Source organism: Pseudomonas sp. B19125, from assembly GCF_044218855.1.
Lineage (GTDB): Bacteria > Pseudomonadota > Gammaproteobacteria > Pseudomonadales > Pseudomonadaceae > Aquipseudomonas > Aquipseudomonas edaphica.
In genome coordinates this window covers 5,467,911-5,482,079 of sequence record NZ_CP162589.1, presented here as the reverse complement: position 1 = coordinate 5,482,079, position 14,169 = coordinate 5,467,911, and the positions used below count along the sequence as shown (strand labels likewise).

Below are 14,169 nucleotides of genomic sequence, written 5' to 3'. Positions count from 1 at the left end.
CCTTAAGGTAGGGCGCGAATAGACAACCGGCTGGCCAGGCACTCCTTGGCCGTCGACCCAAGACGGACGCTTATGAACCCGAATTTTCTTGATTTCGAACAGCCGATCGCTGACCTGCAAGCCAAGATTGAAGAACTGCGCCTGGTCGGCAATGACAATTCGCTGAATATCGGCGATGAGATCGCTCGCCTGCAAGACAAGAGCAGCACGCTCACCGAAGACATTTTCGGCAAGCTGACCAGCTGGCAGATCGCGCGCCTGGCCCGCCACCCGCGCCGTCCGTACACCCTGGATTACATTCAGCACATTTTCACCGAATTCGACGAGTTGCATGGCGATCGCCACTTTTCCGACGACGCGGCCATCGTGGGCGGTATTGCCCGCCTGGACGACCAGCCAGTGATGGTGATCGGTCACCAGAAAGGCCGTGAAGTGCGTGAAAAGGTTCGCCGTAACTTCGGCATGCCGCGCCCGGAAGGCTACCGCAAGGCGTGCCGCCTGATGGAAATGGCTGAGCGCTTCAAGATGCCGATCCTGACCTTCATCGACACCCCGGGTGCTTACCCCGGTATCGATGCCGAAGAGCGCAACCAGAGCGAAGCGATCGCGTGGAACCTGCGCGTCATGTCCCGTCTGAAAACCCCGATCATCGCCACCGTGATTGGTGAGGGTGGTTCCGGCGGTGCACTGGCCATTGGCGTCTGCGACCAACTGAACATGCTGCAATATTCGACCTACGCGGTGATTTCGCCGGAAGGTTGCGCCTCGATCCTGTGGAAAACCGCCGAAAAAGCGCCGGACGCTGCCGAAGCCATGGGCATCACCGCCGATCGCCTGAAAGGCCTGGGCATCGTTGACAAGGTTATCGCCGAGCCATTGGGCGGCGCCCACCGCGATCCGGCTGCCGCTGCTGCGACTATCCGTGCCGAGCTGGGTTCGCAACTGGCGATGCTCAAGAAGCTGGACAACGAAGCGCTGCTCAAGCGTCGTTATGAGCGCCTGATGAGCTACGGCCTCTAAGTCCTCGCAGTACCCAATGTGGGAGCTGGCTTGTGTGGGAGCTGGCTTGCCTGCGATAGCATCAACTCGGTGTAACAGATAAACCGAGTTGTCTGCATCGCGGGCAAGCCCGGCTCCCACACAAGTCCGCTCCCACATTTGCTTTGTGTATGCTTGGCTGCCGTATTCCAGTTCTGCGCCGGTATTTTTGATGAGCCCGACTTTACCCGCCAAACTTCTGCAAAACCTCGCCCCTTGGCGCAACGCCCCCGCCTGGCATATCGCCTTCTCTGGCGGCCTTGATTCCACCGTCCTGCTGCACCTCCTGGCCTCCCTGGCAAACACCGAAACCCTGCCGCCCCTCAGCGCAATCCATGTCCATCATGGTCTGCAAGCTGCCGCCGATGCCTGGCCAAGTCATTGCCAGGGCGTATGTGACGAGCTGGACGTGCCATTGCAGGTGGTGCGTGTGCAAATCCAGTCGGGTGCCAGCGTTGAGCGCGCAGCGCGGGAGGCGCGCTACCGGGCGTTTACCGAAGTGACCGGGGCAGGGCAGGTGATGCTCACCGGCCAGCATCGTGACGATCAAGCCGAAACCCTGTTGTTTCGCCTGTTGCGTGGCGCGGGGGTGCGAGGCTTGGCGGCCATGCCGGTGCATCGCCCATTGGGGGGAGGGCACTTGCTGCGGCCGTTGCTGGATGTCTCACGCGTCGAGCTGCAAGCCTATGCGCACCAGCACCAGTTGCAGTGGATCGAAGACCCATCCAACGCCGATTCCCGATTTTCGCGCAATTACCTGCGCAATCGTGTGTTCCCGCTGCTGAGCGAGCGTTGGCCCCAAGCGGTCGCCAGCCTGGCCCGCACTGCCGAGCACTTGAGCGAAGCCCAGGGCTTGCTCGACGAATTGGCCGTCATTGACCTGCAAACCGCCGACCAGCCTTCGCCGTTTCCCTGGCTGGCCTTGCCGTCATTGGCCCTCGCTCCCTTGCGCGAATTTTCCGATGCCCGCCAACGCAATGCCCTGCGCCACTGGCTGACGCCGCTGACGCGCTTGCCCGACAGCGACCACTGGGCCGGTTGGTATTCCTTGCGGGATGCCAAGGGTGATGCGCAACCGCTGTGGCGCCTGGCCGATGGTCAATTGCACCGCTGCGGCGAGCGTGTGTGGTGGCTGCCTTCCACCTATTCAGCGTTTTCCGACACGCCGGTGAGCTGGCCCCATCCGCAAAACCCACTAGAGTTACCGGGTAATGGTCAGCTTGAACTTATCGGAGAGGCACCTGCAGGCCCGTTGGTGATTCGTTATCGCCAGGGCGGCGAAATCATCGATGTGCCTGGTCGGGGCCGGCGGGACTTGAAGCGCCTGCTGAATGAAAGTAGCTTGCCGGGCTTCATCCGTGGCAGATTGCCGCTGCTCTATCAGGGCGAGCAATTGCTGGCTGTCCCAACCCTTGCGGGGCTATGCGCCTGCTCGACTGGCAAGTGGCAATTACATTGGATGCCACAGAGGTGCGATCAAGGTTTGAGCTGATAGAGGCTTTCCGGTAGACTACGCTCCCTTCTTGATACAACTTCTGTGGATTCAACTGAATCGCAGCAGTTGCCGATTACCAAGCAGTCTTTGCTGGGCGATTCCAAAAAATGTGTAGCGATCAACGTACCGGTGTTTCATTGCTGGTCTGTCACCACGCGGCGGTTTTTTTGAAAGGTGCACTGTGATTAATGCAGGTGATCGGGGGCTTCGGCCTTCCTTCGCTTTCCCCGGCGGCTCGGACCGCTTTAACGCAGACTTCTAGGGTTTTTCATGACGCGCTACATATTCGTCACGGGCGGTGTTGTTTCTTCATTGGGGAAAGGCATTGCCTCCGCTTCATTGGCGGCCATCCTGGAGGCGCGGGGACTTAAGGTCACCATGCTCAAGCTGGACCCGTACATCAACGTTGACCCGGGCACCATGAGCCCGTTCCAGCACGGTGAAGTGTTCGTCACCCACGACGGCGCCGAAACCGACCTGGACCTGGGCCACTACGAGCGGTTCATCCGCACGACCATGACCCAGAACAACAACTTCACCACCGGTCGTGTCTACGAGCACGTGCTGCGCAAAGAGCGCCGTGGTGACTACCTGGGTGCAACCATCCAGGTGATCCCGCACATTACCGACGAAATCAAACGCCGCATCATCAAGGGTGCAGGCGATGCCGACGTGGCAATGGTCGAGATCGGTGGCACCGTGGGTGACATCGAATCCCAACCGTTCCTCGAAGCCATCCGCCAGTTGCGTTTCGAAGTCGGCGCCAAGCGCGCGATGCTGATGCACCTCACGTTGGTGCCGTACATCGCCACCGCCGGCGAGACCAAGACCAAGCCAACCCAGCACTCGGTAAAAGAGCTGCGTTCGATTGGCCTGCAGCCGGACGTGCTGGTGTGCCGCTCCGATCACCCGATCGACATTTCCTCGCGTCGCAAGATCGCGCAATTCACCAACGTTGAAGAACGTGCGGTCATCGCGCTGGAAGACGCCGACACCATCTACAAGATCCCGGGCATCCTGCACTCGCAAGGCCTGGACGATTTTGTGGTCGAGCGTTTCGGCCTGCAGTGCAATGGCGCGGACCTGTCCGAGTGGGAAGCCGTGGTTGACGCCAAGCTCAACCCTGAGCACGAAGTCACCATCGCCATGGTCGGCAAGTACATGGAACTGCTGGATGCGTACAAGTCGCTGATCGAAGCGATGAGCCACGCGGGTATCAGCAACCGTACCAAGGTCAACCTGCGCTACATTGATTCCGAAGACATCGAGAACCAGGGCACTGCACTGCTCGAAGGTGTTGACGCGATCCTCGTGCCAGGCGGTTTTGGCCTGCGTGGCGTGGAAGGCAAGATCACCGCGGTTCAATACGCTCGTGAAAACAAAGTGCCGTACCTGGGGATCTGCCTGGGCATGCAAGTGGCCGTTATCGAGTTTGCCCGTAACGTGCTGGGCTGGAAAGACGCCAACTCCACCGAGTTCGATCACACCAGCGGCCACCCGGTCGTGGGCCTGATCACCGAGTGGGAAGACGCCACCGGCGCCGTTGAAACCCGTACCGAAACCTCCGACCTGGGCGGCACCATGCGCCTTGGCGCACAGGACTGCCTGCTGGAGCCGGGCTCGCTGGTTCACGACTGCTACGGCAAGGACGTGATCGTCGAGCGTCACCGTCACCGCTACGAAGTGAACAACAACCTGCTGCCGCAGATCAAAGAAGCCGGCCTGAAAATCTCCGGTCGCTCCGGTGATGGCAAGCTGGTTGAAGTGGTCGAGGCGCCGGATCATCCGTGGTTCGTGGCCTGCCAGTTCCACCCTGAGTTCACCTCGACGCCGCGCGATGGTCACCCGTTGTTCAGCGGTTTCGTTAAAGCAGCACTGACGCAACATCAGAAGAAGGCGTAAACCTGATGGCCCAGAAGATCATTCGCGTAGGCGACATCGAGATTGCCAACGACAAGCCCATGGTGCTGTTCGGCGGCATGAACGTGCTGGAAAGCCGCGACATGGCGATGCAGGTCTGTGAAGAGTACGTAAAAGTGACCGAGAAACTCGGTATCCCTTACGTGTTCAAGGCCAGCTTCGACAAGGCCAACCGTTCGTCCGTGACCTCCTATCGTGGCCCCGGCCTTGAAGAAGGCATGCGGATCTTCCAGGACATCAAGCAAGCCTTTGGCGTGCCGATCATCACCGACGTCCACGAGCCTGAACAGGCTGCCGTGGTCGCCGAGGTGTGCGACATCATCCAGCTGCCGGCCTTCCTGTCGCGCCAGACCGATCTGGTCGTTGCGATGGCCAAGACCGGCGCTGTGATCAATATCAAAAAAGCCCAGTTCCTCGCGCCTCAGGAAATGAAACACATCCTGAACAAGTGCGTGGAAGCGGGTAACGACCAGTTGATCCTCTGCGAGCGTGGTTCGAGCTTCGGCTACAACAACCTCGTGGTGGACATGCTCGGTTTCGGCATCATGAAACAGTTCGAATACCCGGTATTCTTCGACGTGACCCACGCGCTGCAAATGCCTGGTGGTCGCGCCGATTCTGCTGGCGGGCGACGTGCCCAGGTGCTGGACCTGGCCAAGGCGGGCATCAGCCAGTCGCTGGCGGGCCTGTTCCTGGAAGCTCACCCGGACCCGGACAACGCCAAGTGCGACGGCCCTTGCGCCCTGCGCCTGGACAAGCTGGAGCCGTTTTTGGCCCAGTTGAAGCAGTTGGACGAACTGGTCAAGAGTTTTCCGACGGTAGAGACCGCGTAAGCCGCGTTTCTCCGGTAAAGTATCCCACGCTAAACGCTCAGGCCTGCGGGCCTGAGCCTTGTCGCCTGCAAGTCTGCCCTGTTGTTCCACCCTTGCGGTCGGTCAAAAGATTTCCTACAGCTGCGTCGTTTTCGTCAACTTTGGAGTGTTTACAACAATGGCAAAAATCGTCGACATCAAAGGTCGTGAAGTTCTCGACTCCCGTGGCAACCCCACCGTCGAAGCCGACGTGCTTCTCGATAACGGCATCATCGGCAGCGCTTGCGCGCCGTCCGGTGCGTCTACCGGTTCGCGCGAAGCGCTGGAACTGCGTGATGGCGACAAGAGCCGTTACCTGGGCAAAGGTGTACTCAAAGCTGTAGCCAACATCAACGGCCCGATCCGTGACCTGTTGCTGGGCAAAGACCCGCTGGACCAGAAAGCCCTGGACCACGCGATGATCAAGCTCGACGGCACCGACAACAAAGGCAGCCTGGGCGCCAACGCCATCCTCGCCGTGTCCCTGGCCGCTGCCAAGGCGGCTGCACAGGACCAGGACCTGCCGCTGTACGCACACATCGCCAACCTGAACGGTACCCCGGGTGTTTACTCGATGCCGGTGCCGATGATGAACATCATCAACGGTGGCGAGCACGCCGATAACAACGTCGACATCCAGGAATTCATGGTGCAGCCGGTTGGCGCCAAGACCTTCTCCGAAGGCCTGCGCATGGGCACCGAGATTTTCCATCACCTCAAGGCTGTGCTGAAGGCCCGTGGCCTGAGCACTGCGGTGGGTGACGAAGGTGGCTTTGCACCGAACCTGGCGTCCAACGAAGATGCACTCAAAGTCATCTCCGAAGCTGTGGCCAACGCTGGCTACAAGCTGGGCACCGACGTGACCCTGGCCCTGGACTGCGCGGCCAGCGAATTCTACGAAGACGGCAAGTACAACCTGTCCGGCGAAGGCCACGTGTTTACGTCGGAAGGTTTTGCTGATTACCTCAAAGGCCTCACCGAGCGCTACCCGATCATCTCGATCGAAGACGGCCTGGACGAGTCCGACTGGGATGGCTGGAAAGTCCTCACCGACAAGATCGGCGAGAAAATCCAGCTGGTGGGCGACGACCTGTTCGTCACCAACACCAAGATCCTGAAAGAAGGCATCGATAAAAAGATCGCCAACTCGATCCTGATCAAGTTCAACCAGATCGGCACCCTGACCGAAACCCTGGAAGCCATCCAGATGGCCAAGGCTGCGGGCTACACTGCCGTGATCTCGCACCGCTCCGGCGAAACCGAAGATTCGACCATTGCCGACCTGGCTGTGGGCACTTCGGCAGGCCAGATCAAGACCGGTTCGCTGTGCCGTTCCGATCGTGTGTCCAAGTACAACCAATTGCTGCGTATCGAAGAGCAACTGGCAGGTAAAGCCAAGTACAACGGTCGCAGCGAGTTTCGCGGCTGATTGTTAAGTGGTAAAAGTCTAAGGATTGTGTCGGAAAGTTCACGACAGTGTGTATTTCGGCGCTAATCTGATGGCTATCAAGCACAAGCCTGGGTCTTCCAGGCTTCGTGCTATCAGTTGCTGTAGAAGTTTTGCATGGCTGTCTTTTTTTACTGGATACCCGGATTTCGATGCGCAGTCCCAATTGGTTGTTCCTCGTCTTGCTCTTGTTGCTGGCTGGCCTGCAATACCGCCTATGGGTGGGTAATGGCAGCTTTGCGCAGGTAAAAGAGTTGACCCAGCAGATTGCCGACCAGCATGCCGAAAACGAACGTCTGCTGGAGCGCAACCGCGTCCTCGATGCCGAAGTGCTTGAGCTGAAAAAAGGTACGGAGACCGTTGAAGAGCGGGCTCGCCATGAGTTGGGCATGGTCAAGGAGGGTGAAACCCTCTACCAGTTGGCCCAATGAGTAACGATTTACCGGCCTTCTGGGCCGTGATTCCTGCCGCGGGCGTCGGTGCCCGTATGGCTGCGGACCGTCCCAAGCAGTATCTGCAACTGGGCGGGCGCACTATTCTGGAACACAGCCTTGGCTGTTTTCTCGACCATCCAGGCCTCAAGGGGCTGGTGGTCAGCCTTGCTGTCGATGATCCCTATTGGCCAAACCTGTCGTGTGCCAACGACCCTCGCATCGTGCGTGCGGAAGGCGGCGACGAGCGCTCGGGCTCGGTGCTCAATGCGCTGTTGCAACTCAATGCCCTGGGCGCCAGTGATGATGATTGGGTGCTGGTGCACGATGCCGCGCGGCCAAACCTGAGCCGGGATGACCTCGACACACTCCTGGCTGAACTGGCGGATGATCCGATCGGCGGCCTGCTGGCGGTGCCGGCGCGCGACACCCTCAAGCGCGTCGACAAACATGGACGTGTGGTTGAAACCGTCGACCGCAGCCTGATCTGGCAGGCGTATACGCCGCAGATGTTTCGTCTGGGTGCGTTGCATCGTGCCTTGGCCGATAGCCTGGTGGCCGATGCGGTGATCACTGATGAAGCCTCGGCCATGGAATGGTCCGGTCAAGCGCCGCGCTTGATCGAGGGGCGTGCGGACAACATCAAGGTGACCCGGCCAGAGGATCTTGAATGGCTCAGGTTACGGTGGGCTAACCGCAGGTAGTCAGTTAAACCGTGTCGACTTCATCGCAGGCAAGCCAGCTCCCACCTTTGAAATGCATTCCCCTGTGGGAGCCGGGCTTGCCCGCGATGAGGCCGGTAAAGGCGCCGAATAATCAGCCACAGTACTCCGGCCTTTCAGCCAACCCAGCCTTCAAAAAGTCCACCAGCTTCCTGACCTTCGGCGACAAATGCCGCTGCTGCGGATACAACGCCCACACCGCCGTATTCGGCGGCTGATGCGCCTCCAGCAACGACACCAGCGCGCCAGTGTGCAAATGTTCCAGCACGTAATAATCCGGCAGTTGGCACAACCCAACCCCTTGCAGCGCCGCATCCAGTACCGCCTGCCCACTGTTACAGCGCCAGTTTCCCTGCACTCGCTGGGAAAATTCCCGGCCATCCTGAGCCAGTTGCCAGATATCCGAGCTGCCGATCAGACAGTTATGCCGACTCAATTCCGACAAACTATGTGGCCGACCATACCGCGCTAAGTAGGACGGCGATGCGCACAGGTACATGCGCCGAGGTGCCAGGCGGCTGGCGACCATGCGTGAGTCTTGCAAGCGCCCCAGGCGAATCGCCAGGTCCAGCCCCTCGTGCACCAGGTCCAACTGGCGATTACTCAATTCGATATCCACGCGCAACTGCGGGTACAGCCCCATGAACCGCGTGACCAACGGCACGATGAAGCGCTCGCCGTAAGCCACCGCGCAGGTCATGCGCAACATGCCCTTGGGTTCGCTGGTGAGGTCGCCCACCGCGCGCAACGCTTCTTCACGACCATCTTGCAAGCGCTGGCAATGTTGCAGAAAGGTCTGGCCAGCTTCGGTGAGCGTCACCTTGCGCGTACTGCGATACAGCAAGCGCGTTTGCAGCCGTTCTTCCAGGCGCGCCACCTGCCGGCTGATATGCGATGAAGACACGCCAAGCCGCTCGGCCGCCGCGGTGAACTGGCTGCATTCAGCCACGGCGACGAACTCATCTATGCCTTCCCAGCGGTTTTCCAGCATGTTGATTGTCCCTGTGCAGCAATAATGTTTTGCTTTTGCCTGGATTATTCATCAGTGAGCCATGTTTTACACTCACTGCCTCAGTTTTTAACTCCCTGGAGAAACCCGGATGATCAAGTCCCGCGCCGCCGTAGCCTTTGAAGCTAAAAAGCCCCTTGAGATCGTTGAAGTGGATGTCGCCATGCCCAAGGCCGGCGAGGTGCTGTTGCGTGTGGTTGCGTCCGGCGTGTGCCATACCGACGCCTACACCTTGTCGGGCGCCGACCCGGAAGGCATCTTCCCGTCGATCCTCGGCCACGAAGGCGGTGCGGTGGTTGAAGCGATCGGCGAAGGCGTGACCTCGGTAGCGGTTGGCGACCACGTGATCCCGCTGTACACCCCGGAATGCGGCAAGTGCAAATTCTGCCTGTCGGGCAAGACCAACCTGTGCCAGGCCATTCGCTCCACCCAGGGCAAAGGCCTGATGCCCGACGGCACCACGCGTTTCTCCTACAAGGGCCAGCCGATTTTCCACTACATGGGCACCTCGACCTTCTCCGAGTACACCGTGTTGCCGGAAATCTCCGTGGCCAAGATCCCTAAAGAAGCGCCGCTGGAAAAAGTCTGCCTGCTGGGCTGCGGCGTCACCACCGGCATTGGTGCAGTGATCAACACTGCCAAGGTCAAGCCGGGCGACACCGTGGCCATCTTCGGCCTCGGCGGCATCGGCCTGTCGGCGGTGATTGGCGCGGTGAAAGCCAAGGCCGGTCGCATCATTGCCATCGACATCAACCCGGCCAAGTTCGAAATCGCCAAGCAACTGGGCGCCACCGACTGTATTAACCCGAAAGACTATGACCGCCCGATCCAGGACGTGATCGTCGACTTGACCGACGGCGGCGTGGACTTCTCCTTCGAGTGCATCGGCAACGTACAACTGATGCGCGCCGCCCTCGAGTGCTGCCACAAAGGTTGGGGCGAGTCGGTCATCATCGGTGTGGCCGGTGCCGGCCAGGAAATCTCCACCCGCCCATTTCAACTGGTGACGGGGCGCGTCTGGCGCGGTTCGGCGTTCGGCGGTGTGCGCGGTCGTACCGAATTGCCAAGCTATGTGGAAATGGCCCAGACCGGCGAAATCCCGCTGGACACCTTTATCACTCACACCATGGGCCTGGAAGACATCAACAAAGCGTTTGATCTGATGCATGAAGGCAAGAGCATTCGTACCGTCATCCACTTCTGAGGTCGGCCATGAACCTGGAAAACCTGTCGTGCCAGAAGAGCTTCGGTGGCTGGCATAAACGCTACAAGCACCATTCCGATGTGCTCGGTTGCGACATGACTTTCGCCGTCTACCTGCCGCCGCAAGCGGAGCAGGGCGGCAAGTTGCCAGTGCTGTACTGGCTGTCGGGGCTTACCTGCACCGATGAGAACTTCATGCAAAAGGCCGGCGCCCAGCGCATGGCCGCCGAGCTTGGGTTGATCATTGTCGCGCCGGACACCAGCCCGCGTGGGCCGGGTGTGCCGGGCGACCCGGACAACGCCTGGGATTTTGGCCTGGGTGCCGGCTTCTACCTGAATGCCACGCAGGAACCGTGGGCCAAGCACTATCGGATGCATGATTATGTCGTGCAGGAATTGCCTGCCTTGGTTGAAGCGCATTTCCCGGCTTCAGACAAGCGCGGCATCAGCGGCCACTCCATGGGCGGTCACGGTGCGCTGGTGTGTGCCTTGCGCAACCCGGGGCGTTACCAATCGGTGTCGGCGTTTTCGCCGATCAACAATCCGATGGATTGCCCGTGGGGCCAGAAAGCTTTCTCCCGTTACCTGGGCGAAGAGCGCTCCAAATGGCGCGAGTGGGATGCCTGCGTGCTGATCAGCGAAGCCTCGGAAAAACTGCCGCTGCTGGTGGATCAGGGCGATCGCGACGATTTCCTTGCCGTGCAGCTTAAGCCTGAGGCGTTGCAGCAAGCGGCCAAGGCTGCCAACCATCCGCTTGAACTGCGCCTGCAGCCGGGTTATGACCACAGTTACTTCTTTATCGCCAGCTTCATCGAAGATCATTTGCGACATCATGGTCGTGCTTTGCTCGGTTAATGTGAGGCAAAAGTAGGTAGAATCACGCCCTGAATTAAATCGGGGCGTTTTTTTATGCGTATTGGCCACGGCTACGATGTGCACCGTTTCGCTGAAGGCGATTTCATCACCTTGGGCGGCGTGCGCATTGCACACCACCATGGGTTGCTGGCTCATTCCGACGGCGACGTTGTGCTGCATGCCTTGAGCGATGCCTTGCTCGGCGCGGCTGCGTTGGGCGATATCGGCAAGCACTTTCCAGACACCGACCCGACCTTCAAGGGCGCGGACAGCCGTGTCTTGCTGCGCCACGTGGTCGGCCTGATCCATGCCAAGGGCTGGAAGGTCGGCAACGTCGACAACACCATCGTGGCCCAGGCGCCGAAAATGGCACCCCACATCGAATCGATGCGCGCGCTGATTGCCGCCGACCTGCAAATTGAATTGGATCAAGTCAACGTGAAAGCCACCACCACCGAAAAGCTCGGGTTTACCGGCCGGGAAGAAGGCATCGCGGTGCACTCCGTCGCCTTGTTGCTGCGCGCATGAATGATCTGCAATTGCTGGGCCCGCGTGCCTATGGCGAGGCCTTGGGCAGCGCGGTTTTGAAGGCAACGGCTGAAGACTTCCAGGTCGACGAAGTGCTGGACATTCCCCTGAGCGGCGACGGTGAGCACCTGTGGCTGTGGGTAGAAAAGCGCGGCCTGAATACCGAAGAGGCTGCGCGCCGTATCGCCAAGGCTGCTGGCGTGCCCTTGCGCACCGTCAGCTATGCCGGGCTCAAGGACCGTCAGGCGTTGACCCGTCAGTGGTTCAGCGTGCAACTGCCGGGCAAGGCCGACCCGGACATGAGCGGGGCCGAAAACGACACCCTCAAGATCCTCAAAATGGGCCGCCACAAGCGCAAGCTGCAACGCGGCGCGCATTCGGCCAACGGCTTTACCCTGCGCCTGACGCAATTGGCCGGCGATACCGCCGCCATCGACGCACGCTTGCAACTGATCGCCCAGCACGGCATCCCGAACTACTTCGGTGCCCAGCGTTTCGGGCATAACGGCGGCAACGTGGTGGATGCCCGTGAGTGGGCGGCACGCAAGGCGTTGCCCGAGCAGCGCAATGTGCGTTCGCGGCTGCTGTCGACCGCGCGCAGCTTTCTGTTTAACAAAGTGTTGGCGGCGCGGGTCGCGGACGGCTCCTGGCAACGTGCCCAGGTCGGTGACCTGCTGGCGTTTACCGACAGTCGCAGTTTTTTTCCGGCGGGTGAGGCTGAATGCAGCGACCCGCGCCTGGCGATTCTGGATCTGCACCCCACCGGCCCACAGTGGGGCGAGGGTGATTCACCGGCCGGCGGCGCGACCCACACGCTTGAGCAAACCATTGCCGCGAGCGAGCCAGAGCTGCGCGATTGGCTGGTGAACGCCGGCATGAGCCAGGAACGTCGCATTCTGCGACTGCCCATTGGCGGGTTGACGTGGCATTATCCCGGTCCTGACATTCTGCAATTGGAATTCGTCCTGCCGGCCGGATGCTTCGCCACTGTGTTGGTGCGCGAGCTTGTTGATCTGGTGCCGGTGGGGCCGACGGACAACCCATGCGTATTCTGATATCAAACGATGACGGTGCCACCGCACCCGGTCTTGCCGCGCTTTATGCTGCGCTGCAGGATTACGCCGAGTGTGTGGTGGTTGCCCCGGACCAGGACAAGAGCGGCGCCAGCAGTTCGCTGACGCTCGACCGTCCGCTGCACCCGCAGGTTCTGGCCAATGGCTTTATCAGCGTGAACGGCACCCCCACCGACTGCGTGCACCTGGCAATCAACAGCTTGTTGGACCAGGAGCCGGATCTGGTGGTGTCGGGCATCAACCTGGGCGCCAACCTGGGCGATGATGTGCTGTATTCCGGCACCGTGGCGGCGGCCCTTGAAGGGCGTTTCCTGGGGCGCACCTCATTCGCTTTTTCGTTTGCCTCACGGCAACTGGATAACCTGGCGACGGCGGCGTATTTCGCCCGCAAGCTGGTGGAGGCCCACGGCTCGCTGGACTTGCCACCGCGCACGGTGCTCAACGTTAATATCCCCAATTTGCCCCTCGACCATATCCGCGGCATCCAGCTGACGCGCCTGGGCCATCGCGCTCGTGCGGCAGCACCGTTGAAGGTGGTCGACCCGCGTGGCAAGGAAGGTTACTGGATTGCCGCCGCCGGCGATGCCGAAGACGGCGGCCCCGGCACCGACTTTCATGCGGTGATGCAAGGTTATGTTTCGATTACCCCGTTGCAGCTCGATCGCACCTTCAGTGATGCCTTCAGTAGTCTGGATGGCTGGCTTGAGGGGTTGCGTTAATGGCGCGTGAACAAGACGACCTGTTGCGTCGTGGTATCGGGATGACCTCCCAGCGTACCCGCGAGCGTTTGATCCAGCGTCTGTATGAAGAAGGCCTGTCCAACGCCCAGGTGCTGGAAGTCATCCGGCGCACGCCTCGGCATCTGTTCGTGGATGAGGCGCTGGCGCATCGTGCCTATGAAGACACTGCGTTGCCAATCGGCCATAACCAGACCATCTCGCAACCTTATATGGTCGCGCGCATGAGTGAACTGCTGCTGGCGGCGGGGCCGTTGGACAAGGTGCTGGAGATCGGCACCGGTTCGGGTTACCAGACCGCCGTGCTCTCGCAGCTGGTGGAACGGGTGTTCTCGGTGGAGCGCATCAAGGTCCTGCAGGACCGCGCCAAGGAGCGCCTGGTGGAGCTCAACCTGCGCAACGTGGTGTTCCGTTGGGGCGACGGTTGGGAAGGCTGGCCGGCGCTGGCGCCGTATAACGGCATTATCGTCACGGCGGTCGCCACCGATGTGCCCCAGGCGTTGCTCGATCAGCTCGCCCCTGGCGGGCGCTTGGTCATCCCGGTGGGCTCTGGCGAAGTGCAACAATTGATGCTCATTATTCGCGAGGACGAAGGCTTTTCCCGGCATGTACTGGGTGCTGTGCGCTTCGTTCCGCTGCTCAATGGCCCGCTGGCCTGATCATTTCTTTGCAAACAGTGAATTCTGTTGATGGGGATGTGTCTTACGGCGGGGCTTATTGAGTCAACATGATTGGAAGCCGGGTTTAAACGCGATGAATTTTTCGTTTCAGTCGTGTACCGGTAAAAAGCCAATGCCCAGTTATACTTGCGACATATTTCAAGCCTGATACAGGCATTCATGTTCGGCCAGCACAAAGGG

14 protein-coding genes are annotated in these 14,169 nt (G+C 60.1%); 13 read left to right on the top strand and 1 reads right to left on the bottom strand.

Features of this window, described 5'->3' with window-relative positions; all coding sequences use genetic code 11:
- Positions 1–72 precede the first annotated feature (72 nt).
- The 7 genes from AB4P96_RS24980 (at position 73) to ispD (ending at position 7,886) form a co-directional block, all read left to right on the top strand.
- A complete protein-coding gene (locus AB4P96_RS24980; RefSeq protein ID WP_017137153.1) occupies positions 73–1,020 on the top strand; it encodes an acetyl-CoA carboxylase carboxyltransferase subunit alpha in 948 nt (315 codons plus the stop codon).
- A gap of 190 nt (positions 1,021–1,210) precedes the next feature.
- Positions 1,211–2,530 carry a tRNA lysidine(34) synthetase TilS gene (gene tilS / locus AB4P96_RS24975; protein WP_395600192.1) on the top strand — a complete coding sequence of 440 codons (1,320 nt, stop codon included), beginning with the start codon at positions 1,211–1,213 and terminating at the stop codon, positions 2,528–2,530.
- Positions 2,531–2,803: 273 nt separating this feature from the next.
- On the top strand, positions 2,804–4,435 hold the full coding sequence (locus AB4P96_RS24970) for a CTP synthase (protein ID WP_078741105.1): 1,632 nt from the start codon (positions 2,804–2,806) through the stop codon (positions 4,433–4,435).
- A 5-nt stretch (positions 4,436–4,440) separates the two neighbouring features.
- Positions 4,441–5,286 (top strand): 3-deoxy-8-phosphooctulonate synthase, encoded by an 846-nt coding sequence (gene kdsA / locus AB4P96_RS24965; RefSeq protein ID WP_010212442.1) that lies wholly within the window; start codon positions 4,441–4,443, stop codon positions 5,284–5,286.
- Between the two features lie 157 nt (positions 5,287–5,443).
- Positions 5,444–6,733 carry a phosphopyruvate hydratase gene (gene eno / locus AB4P96_RS24960; RefSeq protein ID WP_017137156.1) on the top strand — a complete coding sequence of 430 codons (1,290 nt, stop codon included), beginning with the start codon at positions 5,444–5,446 and terminating at the stop codon, positions 6,731–6,733.
- A 170-nt stretch (positions 6,734–6,903) separates the two neighbouring features.
- Positions 6,904–7,182: a cell division protein FtsB gene (ftsB, locus tag AB4P96_RS24955; RefSeq protein ID WP_017137157.1), complete on the top strand. Its 279-nt coding sequence runs from the start codon at positions 6,904–6,906 to the stop codon at positions 7,180–7,182.
- Positions 7,179–7,886 carry a 2-C-methyl-D-erythritol 4-phosphate cytidylyltransferase gene (gene ispD, locus AB4P96_RS24950; protein WP_017137158.1) on the top strand — a complete coding sequence of 236 codons (708 nt, stop codon included), beginning with the start codon at positions 7,179–7,181 and terminating at the stop codon, positions 7,884–7,886. The genes ftsB and ispD overlap by 4 nt, the downstream gene beginning before the upstream one ends.
- Before the next feature lie 112 nt (positions 7,887–7,998).
- On the opposite strand, the gene AB4P96_RS24945 is transcribed toward ispD, so the two are convergent.
- A complete protein-coding gene (locus AB4P96_RS24945; protein WP_017137159.1) occupies positions 7,999–8,895 on the bottom strand; it encodes a LysR substrate-binding domain-containing protein in 897 nt (298 codons plus the stop codon).
- Positions 8,896–9,004: 109 nt separating this feature from the next.
- Here AB4P96_RS24945 and AB4P96_RS24940 point away from each other — a divergent pair, with 109 nt between their 5' ends.
- The 6 genes from AB4P96_RS24940 to AB4P96_RS24915 are packed head-to-tail and all read left to right on the top strand — an operon-like array spanning position 9,005 to position 13,968.
- A complete protein-coding gene (locus AB4P96_RS24940) occupies positions 9,005–10,117 on the top strand; it encodes an S-(hydroxymethyl)glutathione dehydrogenase/class III alcohol dehydrogenase (RefSeq protein ID WP_017137160.1) in 1,113 nt (370 codons plus the stop codon).
- 8 nt (positions 10,118–10,125) lie between these two features.
- Positions 10,126–10,971 carry an S-formylglutathione hydrolase gene (gene fghA / locus AB4P96_RS24935; protein ID WP_017137161.1) on the top strand — a complete coding sequence of 282 codons (846 nt, stop codon included), beginning with the start codon at positions 10,126–10,128 and terminating at the stop codon, positions 10,969–10,971.
- Between the two features lie 54 nt (positions 10,972–11,025).
- The gene (gene ispF / locus AB4P96_RS24930; protein WP_012722614.1) at positions 11,026–11,499 is read left to right on the top strand and encodes a 2-C-methyl-D-erythritol 2,4-cyclodiphosphate synthase; all 474 of its coding nucleotides are present in this window, start codon (positions 11,026–11,028) and stop codon (positions 11,497–11,499) included.
- A complete protein-coding gene (truD, locus tag AB4P96_RS24925) occupies positions 11,496–12,554 on the top strand; it encodes a tRNA pseudouridine(13) synthase TruD (protein ID WP_169985389.1) in 1,059 nt (352 codons plus the stop codon). Before ispF ends, truD begins: the two co-directional genes overlap by 4 nt.
- Positions 12,542–13,291, top strand: a complete 750-nt coding sequence (gene surE, locus AB4P96_RS24920; protein ID WP_017137163.1) for a 5'/3'-nucleotidase SurE — start codon at positions 12,542–12,544, stop codon at positions 13,289–13,291. The genes truD and surE overlap by 13 nt, the downstream gene beginning before the upstream one ends.
- A 41-nt stretch (positions 13,292–13,332) precedes the next feature.
- On the top strand, positions 13,333–13,968 hold the full coding sequence (locus AB4P96_RS24915) for a protein-L-isoaspartate(D-aspartate) O-methyltransferase (RefSeq protein ID WP_169850588.1): 636 nt from the start codon (positions 13,333–13,335) through the stop codon (positions 13,966–13,968).
- The last annotated feature ends 201 nt before the right edge of the window (positions 13,969–14,169 follow it).

Coding starts and splice junctions, on each gene's coding strand:
- AB4P96_RS24980 (WP_017137153.1), top strand. CDS start 73: ATGAACCCGAATTTTCTTGATTTCGAACAGCCGATCGCTGACCTGCAA.
- tilS (WP_395600192.1), top strand. CDS start 1,211: ATGAGCCCGACTTTACCCGCCAAACTTCTGCAAAACCTCGCCCCTTGG.
- AB4P96_RS24970 (WP_078741105.1), top strand. CDS start 2,804: ATGACGCGCTACATATTCGTCACGGGCGGTGTTGTTTCTTCATTGGGG.
- kdsA (WP_010212442.1), top strand. CDS start 4,441: ATGGCCCAGAAGATCATTCGCGTAGGCGACATCGAGATTGCCAACGAC.
- eno (WP_017137156.1), top strand. CDS start 5,444: ATGGCAAAAATCGTCGACATCAAAGGTCGTGAAGTTCTCGACTCCCGT.
- ftsB (WP_017137157.1), top strand. CDS start 6,904: ATGCGCAGTCCCAATTGGTTGTTCCTCGTCTTGCTCTTGTTGCTGGCT.
- ispD (WP_017137158.1), top strand. CDS start 7,179: ATGAGTAACGATTTACCGGCCTTCTGGGCCGTGATTCCTGCCGCGGGC.
- AB4P96_RS24945 (WP_017137159.1), bottom strand. CDS start 8,895: ATGCTGGAAAACCGCTGGGAAGGCATAGATGAGTTCGTCGCCGTGGCT.
- AB4P96_RS24940 (WP_017137160.1), top strand. CDS start 9,005: ATGATCAAGTCCCGCGCCGCCGTAGCCTTTGAAGCTAAAAAGCCCCTT.
- fghA (WP_017137161.1), top strand. CDS start 10,126: ATGAACCTGGAAAACCTGTCGTGCCAGAAGAGCTTCGGTGGCTGGCAT.
- ispF (WP_012722614.1), top strand. CDS start 11,026: ATGCGTATTGGCCACGGCTACGATGTGCACCGTTTCGCTGAAGGCGAT.
- truD (WP_169985389.1), top strand. CDS start 11,496: ATGAATGATCTGCAATTGCTGGGCCCGCGTGCCTATGGCGAGGCCTTG.
- surE (WP_017137163.1), top strand. CDS start 12,542: ATGCGTATTCTGATATCAAACGATGACGGTGCCACCGCACCCGGTCTT.
- AB4P96_RS24915 (WP_169850588.1), top strand. CDS start 13,333: ATGACCTCCCAGCGTACCCGCGAGCGTTTGATCCAGCGTCTGTATGAA.